At 72.4% G+C, this 13,316-nt stretch carries 14 protein-coding genes; 4 read left to right on the top strand and 10 right to left on the bottom strand.

Features of this window, described 5'->3' with window-relative positions:
• Positions 1-118: 118 nt before the first annotated feature.
• The 3 genes from ABZZ04_RS28230 to ABZZ04_RS28220 form a co-directional block, all read right to left on the bottom strand.
• Positions 119-625, bottom strand: coding sequence for a GNAT family N-acetyltransferase (locus ABZZ04_RS28230; protein WP_356935036.1), 507 nt, complete (start codon positions 623-625; stop codon positions 119-121).
• A gap of 36 nt (positions 626-661) precedes the next feature.
• Positions 662-1,228, bottom strand: coding sequence for a sigma-70 family RNA polymerase sigma factor (locus tag ABZZ04_RS28225; protein ID WP_356935035.1), 567 nt, complete (start codon positions 1,226-1,228; stop codon positions 662-664).
• A 115-nt stretch (positions 1,229-1,343) separates the two neighbouring features.
• A complete protein-coding gene (locus ABZZ04_RS28220) occupies positions 1,344-2,522 on the bottom strand; it encodes a glycerophosphodiester phosphodiesterase (protein ID WP_356935034.1) in 1,179 nt (392 codons plus the stop codon).
• Positions 2,523-2,756: 234 nt separating this feature from the next.
• Here ABZZ04_RS28220 and ABZZ04_RS28215 point away from each other — a divergent pair, with 234 nt between their 5' ends.
• Complete coding sequence (locus ABZZ04_RS28215) at positions 2,757-3,428, top strand: lysophospholipid acyltransferase family protein (protein WP_356935033.1); 672 nt, start codon at positions 2,757-2,759, stop codon at positions 3,426-3,428.
• A 97-nt stretch (positions 3,429-3,525) separates the two neighbouring features.
• Here ABZZ04_RS28215 and ABZZ04_RS28210 read toward each other — a convergent pair whose 3' ends face one another.
• Both ABZZ04_RS28210 and ABZZ04_RS28205 read right to left on the bottom strand, forming a co-directional pair.
• A complete protein-coding gene (locus ABZZ04_RS28210) occupies positions 3,526-5,070 on the bottom strand; it encodes an MFS transporter (RefSeq protein ID WP_356935032.1) in 1,545 nt (514 codons plus the stop codon).
• Entirely contained in the window at positions 5,067-5,618 is a 552-nt protein-coding gene (locus tag ABZZ04_RS28205) for a TetR/AcrR family transcriptional regulator (RefSeq protein WP_148833484.1), read from the bottom strand. Before ABZZ04_RS28205 ends, ABZZ04_RS28210 begins: the two co-directional genes overlap by 4 nt.
• 100 nt (positions 5,619-5,718) lie before the next feature.
• Between ABZZ04_RS28205 and ABZZ04_RS28200 the strand changes: the two genes are divergently transcribed.
• Complete coding sequence (locus tag ABZZ04_RS28200) at positions 5,719-6,243, top strand: hypothetical protein (protein ID WP_356935091.1); 525 nt, start codon at positions 5,719-5,721, stop codon at positions 6,241-6,243.
• Positions 6,244-6,314: 71 nt separating this feature from the next.
• Here the strand turns inward: ABZZ04_RS28200 and ABZZ04_RS28195 are convergent, their stop codons facing one another.
• From ABZZ04_RS28195 to ABZZ04_RS28180, 4 genes are all read right to left on the bottom strand, one after another.
• Positions 6,315-7,187: a sigma-70 family RNA polymerase sigma factor gene (locus ABZZ04_RS28195; RefSeq protein WP_356935031.1), complete on the bottom strand. Its 873-nt coding sequence runs from the start codon at positions 7,185-7,187 to the stop codon at positions 6,315-6,317.
• 170 nt (positions 7,188-7,357) lie between these two features.
• Positions 7,358-8,329 (bottom strand): aldo/keto reductase, encoded by a 972-nt coding sequence (locus tag ABZZ04_RS28190; RefSeq protein WP_356935030.1) that lies wholly within the window; start codon positions 8,327-8,329, stop codon positions 7,358-7,360.
• Between the two features lie 112 nt (positions 8,330-8,441).
• On the bottom strand, positions 8,442-9,875 hold the full coding sequence (gene argH, locus ABZZ04_RS28185) for an argininosuccinate lyase (protein ID WP_356935029.1): 1,434 nt from the start codon (positions 9,873-9,875) through the stop codon (positions 8,442-8,444).
• An 88-nt stretch (positions 9,876-9,963) separates the two neighbouring features.
• Positions 9,964-11,157 (bottom strand): argininosuccinate synthase, encoded by a 1,194-nt coding sequence (locus ABZZ04_RS28180; protein WP_356935028.1) that lies wholly within the window; start codon positions 11,155-11,157, stop codon positions 9,964-9,966.
• A gap of 186 nt (positions 11,158-11,343) precedes the next feature.
• Here ABZZ04_RS28180 and ABZZ04_RS28175 point away from each other — a divergent pair, with 186 nt between their 5' ends.
• Together ABZZ04_RS28175 and ABZZ04_RS28170 are read left to right on the top strand one after the other, a co-directional pair.
• A complete protein-coding gene (locus ABZZ04_RS28175; RefSeq protein WP_356935027.1) occupies positions 11,344-11,943 on the top strand; it encodes a pyridoxamine 5'-phosphate oxidase family protein in 600 nt (199 codons plus the stop codon).
• Between the two features lie 56 nt (positions 11,944-11,999).
• Positions 12,000-12,701, top strand: coding sequence for a L,D-transpeptidase family protein (locus ABZZ04_RS28170; RefSeq protein WP_356935026.1), 702 nt, complete (start codon positions 12,000-12,002; stop codon positions 12,699-12,701).
• Positions 12,702-12,770: 69 nt separating this feature from the next.
• Here the strand turns inward: ABZZ04_RS28170 and ABZZ04_RS28165 are convergent, their stop codons facing one another.
• Positions 12,771-13,307 carry an arginine repressor gene (locus tag ABZZ04_RS28165; protein WP_148833497.1) on the bottom strand — a complete coding sequence of 179 codons (537 nt, stop codon included), beginning with the start codon at positions 13,305-13,307 and terminating at the stop codon, positions 12,771-12,773.
• Between the last annotated feature and the right edge of the window lie 9 nt (positions 13,308-13,316).

Genomic DNA, 13,316 nt, shown 5'->3' with positions numbered 1-13,316 from the left:
GGTCGCCCTCCACTCCGTACGCGGGAGCGGGTGGCCGACCGCCCGGCGCCCCGTACCGGGAACGTGCGACCGGCCGGTTCCGCTCGCGGCCGGTCGCACGTTCCGGTTCCGTTTGGTCCTAGGCGCTGGCGACGTACGCCGCGGGCGCGGTGGCGTCCTTCTCCAGCAGGATCATCAGGACACCGTCCCCGCCGGTCTCGTTGCCCACCGGGGTGTACCCCGCCCGCCGGTAGAGCCGCAGGTTGCCCTCGCTGCGGTGTCCGGTGTGCAGCCGGAAGCGGGTCGCCGACCGTTCGGCGGCCAGGCCCGACTCGGCCGCCCCGAGCAGCCGGGCGCCGAGACCGTGCCCCTGGAGCCGCGGGTGGACGCAGAGCCGGCCGATCTCCCCGACCCCGTCCCCTTCGAGGGTCCCCCGGACCGAGCCGACGATCTCGTCGCCGAGGCGTGCCACGAACACCAGGTTCGTGGCGATCTCGGTGCGCATCGAGTCGAGGGTCTGGGTGAGCGGGTCGATCCGGTAGTTCCCGTACAGCTCCGCCTCGCTCTGGAAGCTGAGGTACTGGAGTTTCAAGATCTGTTCGGCGTCCTGTTCCGTCGCCGCCGAGATGATCACGCTCATGCCCATCTGCGCATGCCTCCGCCCACCTGATCCACCGGTTGTCTATCGCTCCTTTCCCCACGGTTCAGGAGCTGCAACCTCCGCCGCGAGCATTCTGCGCAGACATCCAAGGCATCGGGAACGGACGGGGCCCAAACTCCCCTGTGACATACCCAACTTTCCTGCGATTTCCCGGTAGGTGGGGTCACTCGGCGCCAGCATCGCCGACAGCAGCCGCGCGCACCGGGCGGGCAGCCGGTCCACCGCGGCGCGCAGTGCCCGGCGTTCGTCGGCGCCGACGGCCATCCGTTCGGGGCAGCCGGCCGGGTCCGCGGCGGTCTCGTCGCGGTAGGGGCGTTCGAACCGGGCGGTGCGGCGGGCCCTGCGGCCCTCGGCCCGTACGCAGTCGCGCACCCAGCGGGCCGTGTCCGCCGGTGGCCCCTCCCCCGCGAGCCGTTCCAGCAGCCGCAGCCAGACGGACTGTTCGAGGTCGGCGGGTTCGACGGCCGGGCCCGTCGCCGAGGCGGCCGCCTCGGCCAGCGCCTCGGCGCTCACCAGCGGGTACAGGGCCCGGACGACCGCCGGGGCGCCGGGGGCGGCTGCCGCGGGAACATGATCGATAAGCGTCATGCCCCGGCCGACGCCCGTACGGCGACGGCCGGTTGCCGTGACGGGCGGTCACCACCCGACCGGGGCACGGCCCGGCCGGGTGCTGACGCCGGTTCCACGGAGCGTCCGGAGGGGCTCAGCGGCCGTTGAAGTCCGCCGCGGCGAGCAGGGCCGTGTCCGGGTTGTCGGAGAAGATCCCGTCGATGCCCGTCCCGAAGTACGTCCGCAGCGCGCCGAACGCGTCGCCGTAGGCGGCCGGGTCCGTGCCGCGCCGGAAGTCGGCGGGCAGGAAGGTGTTCTCGTTGCGCATGGTGTAGGGGTGCAGGACCAGGCCCTGCGCGTGCGCGTCCTTCACCAGCGAGGTCGGCTCGGTGAGCCGGCCCGAGGCGTCCTTGGGGATGATCAGGTCCAGGGTGGGGCCGATGCCCTGCGCGAAGGAGGCCATCCACTTCAGGCCCTCGGGCTTCACCAGGTCCGCGACGGTGCGCGGGTCGCCGGAGGTCACGAAGTCCCAGGGGCGCTCGCCGGCGCCCGAGAGCAGCACGACGCGCGGGGTCGAGACGAGCCGGGCCAGCCGCTGGATGCTGCCGGGCTCGAAGGACTGGAGGATGAGCGGCGAGTGCGCACGGTGGCGGTTGTAGCGGCGCAGCAGCTTGGCGAGCGGCTCCTCGAGGCCGAGACCGAGACCGCGGAAGTAGGTGGGGTGCTTGGTCTCGACGTACAGCCAGACGGGCTTGCCCCGCCTGCGGCCCTCGCGGTCGGCCCAGCGCAGCACCTCCTCGAAGGTGGGGACCTCCCAGCGGCCGTCGTAGAGGGTGTTCTTCTGGCGGGTGCCGGGGATGCGCTCCTTGGCCCGCAGCGTCTTCAGCTCGGCGAGGGTGAAGTCCTCGGTGAACCAGCCGGTGAGCGGGACGCCGTCGACCTTCTTCGTCGTCCTGCGGCTCGCGAACTCGGGGTGCTCGGAGACGTCGGTGGTGGCGGTGATGTCGTTCTCGTGGCGGCAGACGAGGTGGCCGTCCTTGGTCGGCACCAGGTCCTGCTCGATGACGTGCGCGCCCATGTCGAGGGCCAGCTGGTAGGAGCCGAGCGTGTGCTCCGGCCGGTAGCCGCTGGCGCCGCGGTGCCCGATGACGGTGGGGACCGGCAGGTCGAGGCGGAAGCCGTGCCCGCCGTGCCGTCCGGAGGCGCTCGCCGTGGGGTTGTCGGCGGCGTCGGCCGGGCCGCCGGCCAGCCCGAGGGCGGCCGTGCCCAGTACGGCGGCGCCCGCTCCCAGCATGGTTCTGCGGGCGGGACCGGTCTGCGCGCGCTCTGTCATGAATGCTCCTCGCGTGTGATGTCTGGCACCTGTCGGGCGCGGCCCGAGCGTAAGCAGCAGTACGGTCGTGGAGGCAGCTCCTGGACGAACATGGCGGAAACTCGTGTCAACGCCCCGTGTCCGCCGGTTGAACCCGATGTGCGATCAGCGAGAAGCCGCGAGTATCGTCCTCACCTGCATGGACCGTCACGATCCCGCACCTCGGCCGGCCCGGCCACTACACCGGAGGAACCGTTGTCCCGACACGCACTCATCAAGGCAGTGCTCGGACCGATCTTGCGCCTGATGTTCCGCCCCCAGGTGGAGGGTGCCGAGAACATTCCCGGGGACGGTCCGGTGATCCTCGCGGGCAACCATCTGACCTTCATCGACTCGATGATCATGCCGATCTGCTGCGACCGCCCGGTGTTCTACATCGGCAAGGACGAGTACGTGACGGGCAAGGGCCTCAAGGGCCGGGCGATGGCCTGGTTCTTCAGCGGCTGCGGCATGATCCCGGTGGACCGGGACGGCGGGCGCGGCGGTGTCGCGGCGCTGATGACGGGCCGTCGGGTGCTGGAGGAGGGCAAGGCGTTCGCCATCTACCCGGAGGGCACCCGCTCCCCGGACGGCCGGCTGTACCGGGGCCGTACGGGCATCGCCCGGCTGACGCTGATGACGGGCGCGCCGGTGGTGCCGTTCGCGATGATCGGCACGGACAAGCTGCAGCCCGGCGGGGCCGGTCTGCCCCGCCCCGGCAAGGTGACGGTCCGGTTCGGCGAGCCGATGGAGTTCTCCCGCTACGAGGGCATGGACCGCGACCGCTACGTGCTGCGGGCGGTGACCGACTCCGTGATGGCCGAGGTGATGCGGCTGTCCGGTCAGGAGTACGTCGACATGTACGCCACGAAGGCCAAGGCCGCGTGAGCCGGGGCGCGCCGCGCCGAGCATGACCTGGGAAGGGCCCGTACCCCGGTGGTACGGGCCCTTCCCGTGTTCCCGCGCGCCGGTCCGGCGGGCGCGGTCACTGGTGGACGATGCCCTCCTCCAGCTTCTGGCCCCGCAGCAGGAACCATGCGGCGACCGCCGTCGCCAGCAGGACCGCGGCGCCGACGCCCGCGGCGACCCGCAGCCCGTCCACGAACGCCTCCTGCGCCGCGGCGAGCAGTTCCTGCCCCTGCCCGGCGGGCAGCCCGTGGGTCGCCTCGACCGCGCCGCCCAGTGACTCGTGGGCGGCCGCGGCGTGGTCGGCCGGGACGCCCGCGGGCGATTCGAACTTCTGGTAGACGCCGGTGACGATGGAGCCGAGCAGGGCGATGCCGAGGGCCGCGCCGAGTTCGTACGCCGTCTCCGAGACCGCTCCGGCGGAACCCGCCTGTTCCTTCGGGACGCTGGAGAGGATCACGTCGGAGGTGACGGTGAAGGCGAAGCCCGCGCCGAGGCCGACGACCAGGAGCACCGCGCCGATCAGCGGGTACGCGGTCTGCTGATGGATCAGGGTGACCGCGGCGAGCGCCAGGCCGACGGCCCCGAGGCCGCCGGTCACCACCGAGCGCACCGAGAAGCGCCGGGCCGCCTTCCCGGCGAGCAGGCCCGCGACGACCGCGCCGACGGCCGCCGGCAGTTCGGCGAGACCGGCCTCCAGCGGCCTGCGCCCCTGCACCAGCTGGAGGAACTGGGAGAGGAAGAAGACCAGTCCGGACAGGCCGAGGATGGTCAGCAGGTCGGCCAGGACCGCACCCGAGAAGCCCCGGTGGTGGAAGAGCCGCATGTCCAGCAGCGGCGACTGGAGGGTGAGCTGCCTGCGCACGAACCAGCAGAGCGCGGCCAGGCCGCCGATGCCCGTGACGGCGATCTCCCAGCTCGGACCGTGCGCCGCCAGTTCCTTGACGGCGTAGACGACGCCGATCATGCCGGCGAAGGAGAGCGCGACGCTGCCCAGGTCCCAGGGGCCCGGGGCCGGGTTCTTCGACTCGGGGATCATCTTCGCGCCGACGATCACGAGGATCACCATGACGGGCAGGTTGATCAGGAAGACCGAGCCCCACCAGAAGTGCTCCAGCAGGAACCCGCCGACCACGGGTCCGACGGCCGCGCCCGCCGAGGCCATCGCCCCCCAGATCCCGATGGCCAGGCTGCGCTCGCGCGGGTCGTGGAAGAGGTTCCGGATCAGGGCGAGCGTGGACGGCATGAGGGTGGCGCCCGCGACACCGAGCAGCGCCCGCGCCAGGATCATCATCTCGGGGGTGTGCGCGTAGGCGTTGAGCACGGAGACCGCGCCGAACGCGGTGGCGCCGCACAGCAGCAGCTTCTTGCGCCCGATGCGGTCGCCGAGGCTGCCCATGGAGACGAGGAGTCCGGCGATGACGAAGGAGTAGACGTCGCCGATCCACAGCAGCTGGGTGCCGGTCGGTTCGAGGTCCTCGGTGAGGAACGGGGTCGCCAGGCCGAGGACGGTGGCGTCGATCGCCACGAGCAACACGGCGAGGACGAGTACGGCCAGGGCGATCCACCGCCCGGGGCGGTACAGCTCGTCCGAGGTCTTCACCCGTTGTTCGATACGGCTCATTGCTCCACGCTCCGGCGTGCGCCGCCGAGCAGCAACTCGACGATCATGTACTGGAAGTCCTTGCTCGCGACCCGGCCCGTCTGGACCGTCCAGGCCCCGCTGGAGACCAGCCCGTAGAGGGCCTCGGTCAGCCAGGCGGGGGTGAGGTCGATCCGGAACTCGCCGCGTTCCTGGCCGCGTCTGAAGAAGGCGGCGACGCGGGCGTCGAGCCGGCTCCAGCCCTCGTTGACCTGTTCGCCCTCGAAGAGCTGGTTCTCGGTGACGAGGAAGGACAGCAGTCCGGCGCCCGGTTCGACGGCCGCGATCAGCCGGCGCAGCGCCTCCTCCGAGGTCCCCTCGTCGAGCCCGGCGGCGTCCAGCGCCGCCTCGAACTCCTGGATGCCCAGCTCCTCCAGCGCCCTGACCAGCGCGTCCCGTCCGGCGAAGTGCCGGTGCAGGGTGGCGCGGCCGATGCCCGCGGCCCTGGCGACCTCGTCCATGGTGGCGGTCGATTTGCGGGTCAGCAGGGCGGCGGCGCTGCGCAGCACCTGCTCACGGTCGAGAGTCATGAGACAACCATAGACCATTTGAGACATCAATGTCTCACGGGAAAGGTGTCGCCCTCCGGCCCGGCACGGGAGGACCATGGCGTCCATGACGCATGTCGCCGTGAAGCCGCTCCTGCTGATCGACATCGACGGCCCGCTCAACCCCTACCTGGCGCTCGCGCGCCCCGGGGCGCCGGACGGATACACGAGACACCCGATGCGGCCGACCGGGTGGGACCAGGGACCGCCGCTGCCGGTCCTGCTCAACCCGGACCACGGGCGAGCCCTGCGGACCCTGTCCGGCCGCTACGAACTGGTCTGGGCGACGACGTGGAAGGGCGAGGCCAACCAGTGGGTCGGGCCGCGCCTCGGGCTGCCCCCGCTGCCGTACATCGACTGGCCCGCGATGCACGGCGACGCCCCCGCCGGCACCTACTGGAAGACGCAGTACGTCGTGGAGTACGCGGCCGGGCGGCCGTTCGCCTGGATCGACGACGAGATCACCCTGCGGGACCGGGAGTGGATCCTCGGGCACGGGGTCACCGAGGCACTGCTGCGATGGGTCGATCCGGGGCTCGGGCTGCTGCCGGACGATTTCGCGGCGCTCGCCGCGTGGGCGGACGCCCGGACCGGCGACGGGCGCTGAAGCCCCTGGACGGCCGGGAGGGGGAATGGGCGGGGCCGGTCACCGGGGCCCGGTGACCGGCGTGCCGCGGCTCAGGCGTCGAGCACCACCAGGTCCAGGCCGGGAAGTCCGGCCGGGTCGTCGATCGCGAGCATCTCGACGACCCTCCCCCGCTCGATGGTGAAGACCAGGACCGAGAACTTCCCGCCGTCGAGGGCCGAGAGGACCGCCGGCCGGTCGCCGACCAGGGCCGGCTGCGACGACCGGGCGAACGGGGCGAACATCATCGCCCGGCGGGCCACCGCCTCGGCGCCCCGCACCAGGGACGGCGTACCGGTGACGGACCGCACCACCACGTCCGGGTCGAGCACCGCCACGAGGGCGTCGAAGTCGCCGTCGCGGGCGGCGGCCAGGAAGGCGTCGACCACCTCCCGCCTGCGGGAGAGGCCGGGGTCCGCGACCGGCTCCGCGCCCCGCACCCGGCGGCGCGCCCGGCTGGCGAGCTGCCGGGCCGCGGCCGGGGTGCGGTCCACGACCGGGGCGATCTCGTCGAAGGGCACGGCGAACATGTCGTGCAGCACGAAGGCGAGCCGCTCGGCGGGGTCGAGCGTCTCCAGCACGACGAGCATCGCGAGGCCGACCGAGTCGGCCAGCAGCGCCTGCTGCTCGGGGTCGGTCCCCGGCCGGTCGCCGGGGGTGCTCTCCTCGGGCGCCCCAATGTCCAGGGGCGCCTCGGGCCGGGAGCGGCGGGAGCGGAGCATGTCCAGGCACACCCGCCCGACGACCGTGGTCAGCCAGCCGTCCAGGTTCCCGATCGCCCGGCTGTCGGAACGGCCGAGCCTGATCCACGCCTCCTGGACGGCGTCCTCCGCCTCGCCCGTCGAGCCGAGCATCCGCTGGGCCACGGCCCTCAGCCGGGGCCGGTTCGCCTCGAAGCGCTCCGCCAGGAACTCGTGTCCGTCCACAGTCGCGTTTCCTCCGTCGTGTTCCTCACCGCGCCGCCGGCCGTGTCACCCGGCGCGTCGGCGGATCCTGGTCCGTCACCGTACTGACGGATCGGACCGCACGGATGTGACGGGTGCCCCCGGCCGGACGGTACTTGCGGAACACTCCCCGGGGTCCGTGTCCCGGCCGGTCAGCTCCACGGCAGCCCGGCGCGGTGCCGCCAGTACGCCTCGGGCTCCTCCACCAGCGCGTCGAGCCGGGCGCGCAGCTCCTCGTCGAGGTCGACGACGGGCGCGTGCAGGTTCCCGGCGAGCTGGCCGACGGTCGCCGCACCGGAGAGCACCACCCCGGCCCAGGGCTGGTGCAGCACGAACGCCAGGGCCACCGCGTCGCTGCCGACACCGGACCCGGCGGCGATCTCCTGGAGCACCGCGGGGGCCTCCGTACCGGCGAGCCGTCCGTTGGCCACGGCCTCCTTGACGATCACGGTGAGCCCGGCGGCGTGGGCCTCGGCGAGCGCGGCCCCGGCCGAGGTCTCCAGCGCGTTGTAGGTGGCCTGCACCGTGCGGAAGAGCGGTTCGCCGTCCACGGTGACGGCGAGGGCGGCCCGGATCGCGTCGGCCTGGGCGGGTCCGCTGGTGCTCAGGCCGACGCTGACCCCTTCCCCGGCGAGCTCGGCGAGCCGGGCGTGCAGTTCCCGGTCGGTCAGGGCCGGGCTGTCGGCGGTCACCGAGTGGATCTGGTACAGGTCGAGGCGGTCGCCGAGCAGCGCGCCGGTCTCGGCCCGCTGGCGCAGGAACGTGTCGAGGCCGTGGTCCTTGACCTCGTGCTCCTCGGCCTCGACGCGCCAGTCGGCGGTGTAGGTGTAGCCCCATTTGCTGCCGACGACGACGTCGTCCGCCTCCGGGTGCGCCGTCAGCCAGCCGGCCAGGAACTCCTCCGACCGGCCGTAGGAGCGGGCCGCGTCGAAGTAGCGGACGCCCTGGGCGTAGGCGGCGTCGAGCAGTTCGTGGGTGCGTGCGCGCAGCGCCTCGACGCCGCGGTCCGCGGGCAGGTCGCGGTCGCGGTGGAGGTTGATGTAGCCGGGCCTGCCGACCGCCGCCAGCCCGAGCCCGATGTGGGCGGTCGGAGTCGTCGCTGTGGCCAGCCTGGCGAAAGGCATCGTGGGCTCCTCGTCGTCGGGTGCTCTCCCCCGTCAACGTAACCCAGCTCACGAGAACCGAGAGGCGGGGAGCGCGAACGCTCCCCGCCTCCGGTATCCGCCCCCGCGGCGGTCAGTTCCTCGCGGTGGCCCAGGCCTGCTGGACCGCGAGGTCGTCCTTCACCTCGGCGAGCTGGACGGCCACGGCCGACGGGGCGGTGCCGCCGCGGCCGTTCCGGGAGGCCAGCGCGCCGGCCACGTCGAGGACCGTGCGGACCTCGGGCGCGAGGTGTTCGGAGATCTTGGCGAACTGCTCGTCGGTCAGCTCGTCGAGCTCGATGCCGTGCTGCTCGCACTCCTTGACGCACTCGCCGGCCACCTCGTGCGCGACCCGGAACGGCACGCCCTGCTTGACCAGCCACTCGGCGACGTCGGTGGCGAGCGAGAAGCCGGCCGGGGCCAGCTCCTCCATCCGCTCGCGGTTGACGGTGAGGGTGGCCATCATTCCGGTGAAGGCGGGCAGCAGGACCTCCAGCTGGTCGCAGGAGTCGAAGACCGGCTCCTTGTCCTCCTGGAGGTCGCGGTTGTACGCGAGCGGGAGGGCCTTCAGCGTGGCCATCAGGCCGGTCAGGTTGCCGATCAGCCGGCCGGACTTGCCCCGGGCCAGCTCCGCGATGTCCGGGTTCTTCTTCTGCGGCATGATCGAGGAGCCGGTGGAGAAGGCGTCGTGCAGGGTGACGAAGGAGAACTCCTTCGTGTTCCAGATGATGACCTCCTCCGCGATCCGGGAGAGGTTCACCCCGATCATCGCGGTGACGAAGGCGAACTCGGCGACGAAGTCGCGGGAGGCCGTTCCGTCGATCGAGTTGCCCACGGAGCCGCGCTCGAAGCCGAGGTCGGCGGCGACCGCCTCCGGGTCCAGGCCGAGCGACGATCCGGCCAGGGCGCCGGAGCCGTACGGGGAGACCGCGGTCCGCTCGTCCCACTGGCGCAGCCGCTCGGCGTCCCGGGACAGGGCCTGCGCGTGGGCCAGGACGTGGTGGGCGAAGAGCACCGGCTGGGCGTGCTGGAGGTGCGTGCGGCCGGGCATCGCGACGTCGGGGTGCGCCTCGGCGAGACCGACCAGGGCGCCCTGGAGCTCGGCGATCAGGCCGCCGATGATCCGGGCGTGGTCGCGCAGGTACATCCGGAAGAGCGTGGCGATCTGGTCGTTGCGGGACCGGCCCGCCCGCAGCTTGCCGCCGAGGTCCGGGCCGAGGCGCTCCAGCAGTCCGCGCTCCAGCGCGGTGTGCACGTCCTCGTCGGCGACGGTGCCGGTGAACGAGCCGTCGGCGACGTCCGCCTCCAACCGGTCGAGACCGGCGAGCATGCGGGTCAGCTCGTCGTCCGTGAGCAAGCCCGCCTTGTTCAGGACACGCGCGTGGGCGCGGGAGCCGGCGATGTCGTACGGCGCGAGCCGCCAGTCGAAGTGGACGGAGGCGGACAGCCTGGCCAGCGCCTCGGCCGGACCGTCGGCGAAGCGGGCGCCCCAGAGGCGTACGTCGCTGGTGCCGTTGCCGTTGCTCACTGCGTGCTCCTCGGAAGGACAAGGGGTGGATGTGCGACCGCCTCCCCGCACGGAGGGTCCGGGGAGGCGGTGACGTAACTGCTGGGGGTCAGGCCAGGTCACGCTTGGCGGCGATCTTCGTCGAGAGGCCGAAGATCTCGATGAAGCCCTGCGCCTTGGACTGGTCGAACGTGTCGCCCGAGTCGTAGGTGGCGAGGTTGAAGTCGTAGAGCGACTGCTCGGACTTGCGGCCGGTGACGACGGCGCGGCCCGCGTGCATGGTCATCCGGATGTCGCCGGTGACGTGCTGGTTGGCCTCGTTGATGAAGCCGTCCAGGGCGCGCTTGAGCGGCGAGAACCACAGGCCGTCGTAGACCAGCTCGCCCCAGCGCTGCTCGACCTGCCGCTTGTAGCGGGCCAGTTCGCGCTCGACGGTGACGTTCTCCAGCTCCTGGTGGGCGGTGATCAGCGCGATCGCGCCCGGGGCCTCGTACACCTCGCGGGACTTGATGCCGACGAGCCGGTCCTCGACCATGTCGATCCGGCCGATGCCCTGGGCGCCGGCCCGCTGGTTGAGCTGCTGGATGGCCTGGAGGACGGTGACGGGCTTGCCGTCGATGGCCACCGGCACGCCCTCCTTGAAGGAGATGACGACCTCGTCGGCCTCGCGCGGGGTGGCGGGGTTCTCGGTGTACTCGTAGATGTCCTCGATCGGCGCGTTCCAGATGTCCTCCAGGAAGCCCGTCTCGACGGCGCGCCCGAAGACGTTCTGGTCGATGGAGTACGGGGACTTCTTGGTGGTCGCGATCGGGAGGTTCTTCTCCTCGCAGAAGGCGATCGCCTTGTCCCGGGTCATCGCGTAGTCGCGGACCGGGGCGATGCACTTCAGGTCGGGGCCGAGCGCGGAGATGCCGGCCTCGAAGCGGACCTGGTCGTTGCCCTTGCCGGTGCAGCCGTGGGCGACGATCCCGGCGTTGTGCTTGTTGGCGGCGGCGACGAGGTGCTTGACGATGGTCGGCCGGGAGAGGGCCGAGACCAGCGGGTAGCGGTCCATGTAGAGGGCGTTGGCCTTGATCGCGGGGAGGCAGTACTCCTCGGCGAACTCGTCCTTGGCGTCCGCGACCTCGGCCTCGACGGCACCGCAGGCGAGCGCGCGCTTGCGGATGACGTCCAGGTCCTCGCCGCCCTGGCCGACGTCCACGGCAACGGCGATGACCTCGGCGCCCGTCTCCTCGGCGATCCAGCCGATGGCGACGGAGGTGTCCAGGCCGCCCGAGTAGGCGAGTACGACGCGCTCGGTCACGGGTTTCTCCTTACGGTGCAATCACTGATGGGTATAACTATGCAGTCCTCCGTATGTTTTGTCAAAGGTGCTGGTGGACGGCGTGCCGACGGGCCGGGAGCCCCGTCCGGCCGGGGCTCCCCCACCGGCGTCCCGACAGCCGAAACGGCCCTGTCCTCGGCGGAGTTGCCGACGACAATGGCCGGTATGGGAAAAACGTACGAACGCATCGACGGACGGCTCAGGACCTTCATCGAGGAACAGCACATCTTCTTCACGGCGACCGCGCCCCTGGACGGCGAGGGCACGGTCAACCTCTCCCCCAAGGGGGTCAGCGGCTCGTTCGCCGTCGTCGACGAGCTGACCGTGGCCTATCTGGACTTCGCCGGCAGCAACGCCGAGACCGTCGCCCACCTCCGCGAGAACGGCCGCATCACGCTGATGTGGTGCGCCTTCCAGGGCCCGCCGAACATCGTGCGGGTGCACGGCCGCGGCGAGCCGGTCTTCCGGGACGACCCCCGGTTCGGCCCGCTGCTCGCCCACTTCCCGGACGTGGACCCCCGCCTCCACGGACTGCGCGCCGTCATCGTGGTGCGGGCCGAGCTGATCCGGGACACCTGCGGCTACGGGGTGCCCTTCATGTCGTACGACGAGGACCGGTCACTGCACGCCCGGCGCTTCGCCCGGGAGGACGACGCCTCGCTCGGCGCCTACTTCGAGAAGAAGGAGCACATAGCGACCAGCATCGACGGGCTGCCCGGACTGCCGCTCCCGCTGCCGGCCCTGCCGCGCGGGGAGGGGGATTGAGCCGTACGGAGCAGATCCGGGGGTGCGGGCCGGGCGGAGCGTCTAACGTCCGGGGCATGCGCAGATCCGTGGTGACCGTGTCGGTACTGCTCGCGCTGGCGGGCTCGGTCGCGGCCCGGCCCGCCCCGGCGCCGACCCCTCCGGGACGGCTGGCCGACACCGGCGGCGGCACCCAGCTGATCACGGCCGAGGCGCCGGACACGGGCTCCACCACGGGCACCGTCACCTGGTGGAACCTGCGCCGGGGCGTCTGGGTGAGGGCCGGCTCCGCACCGGCCCGCTTCGGCGCGAAGGGCCTGGCCGAGGGCGCCTCGCGCAAGCAGGGCACGAACACCACCCCCACCGGCCTGTACGACCTGCCGTACGCCTTCGGGACCGGGCCCGCACCGGCCGGCACCACCCACCCCTACCGGCGGATCAACGACCGGTCGTGGTGGTGCCAGGACAACGCGGCGCGGGACTACAACCGCTGGGTCGAGCCGCGCCCCGCGGACTGCCGGGCCGGCGAGGCGGAGCACCTGATCGCGTACCCGACGCAGTACGCCCGCGCGCTCGTCATCGGGTTCAACTACGAGCGGCCGGTGCGCGGGCGGGGCGCCGGGATCTTCCTGCACGTCGACGGGCGCGGCGCGACCGCCGGCTGCGTCTCCGTGCCGGCGTCCGCGATGGACCGGATCCTCGACTGGGTGAACCCGGCCCGCCGCCCGCACATCGCGATCGGGACCCGGTCGGGCCCGACCGCGATCACGCGCTACTGACGGCCCGGGATCCCGTCACGCGTCGTCGGCCGCCCGGAGCCCCGGGCGGCCGACGGACCCGGCCGGCTCTCAGCGTTCGTTCTGGGCCAGCCGCAGCAGGTGGTCGGCGAGCGCCTGGCCACCCGCCGGGTCGCGGCTGATCAGCATCAGGGTGTCGTCGCCCGCGATGGTGCCGAGGATGTCGTGCAGTTCGGCCTGGTCGATGGCCGAGGCGAGGAACTGGGCCGCGCCCGGCGGGGTGCGCAGCACCACGAGGTTGGCCGAGGCCTCCGCCGAGATGAGCAGTTCGGCGGAGAGGCGCCGCATCCGCTCCTCCTTGGCGGAGCCGCCCAGCGGTGCCTGCGGGGTGCGGAAGCCGCCCTCGCTGGGAACCGCGTAGATCAGCTCGCCGCCGGTGTTGCGGATCTTCACCGCGCCCAGCTCGTCCAGGTCCCGGGAGAGCGTCGCCTGGGTGACGCTCAGCCCGTCGTCGGCGAGGAGCTTGGCCAGCTGGCTCTGCGAGCGCACCGGCTGCCGGTTCAGGATGTCCACGATCCGGCGGTGGCGCGCGGTGCGGGTCTGCGGCACGGCCGGTCCCCCGTGCTCGGTCTCCTGCGCCTCGGTCATCGTCGTCGC

The organism is Streptomyces sp. NPDC006435 (assembly GCF_040612315.1).
GTDB lineage: Bacteria > Actinomycetota > Actinomycetes > Streptomycetales > Streptomycetaceae > Streptomyces.
The sequence above is the reverse complement of the archived record's forward strand: the minus strand, read 5'-3'. Positions and strand labels throughout refer to the sequence as shown.

Excerpts from the sequence above, each read along its gene's own strand:
- ABZZ04_RS28190 (WP_356935030.1), bottom strand. The coding sequence starts at position 8,329 with ATGCCTTTCGCCAGGCTGGCCACAGCGACGACTCCGACCGCCCACATC.
- ABZZ04_RS28225 (WP_356935035.1), bottom strand. The coding sequence starts at position 1,228 with ATGACGCTTATCGATCATGTTCCCGCGGCAGCCGCCCCCGGCGCCCCG.
- ABZZ04_RS28220 (WP_356935034.1), bottom strand. The coding sequence starts at position 2,522 with ATGACAGAGCGCGCGCAGACCGGTCCCGCCCGCAGAACCATGCTGGGA.
- ABZZ04_RS28170 (WP_356935026.1), top strand. The coding sequence starts at position 12,000 with ATGCGCAGATCCGTGGTGACCGTGTCGGTACTGCTCGCGCTGGCGGGC.
- ABZZ04_RS28205 (WP_148833484.1), bottom strand. The coding sequence starts at position 5,618 with ATGACTCTCGACCGTGAGCAGGTGCTGCGCAGCGCCGCCGCCCTGCTG.
- ABZZ04_RS28230 (WP_356935036.1), bottom strand. The coding sequence starts at position 625 with ATGGGCATGAGCGTGATCATCTCGGCGGCGACGGAACAGGACGCCGAA.
- ABZZ04_RS28210 (WP_356935032.1), bottom strand. The coding sequence starts at position 5,070 with ATGAGCCGTATCGAACAACGGGTGAAGACCTCGGACGAGCTGTACCGC.
- ABZZ04_RS28175 (WP_356935027.1), top strand. The coding sequence starts at position 11,344 with ATGGGAAAAACGTACGAACGCATCGACGGACGGCTCAGGACCTTCATC.
- ABZZ04_RS28165 (WP_148833497.1), bottom strand. The coding sequence starts at position 13,307 with ATGACCGAGGCGCAGGAGACCGAGCACGGGGGACCGGCCGTGCCGCAG.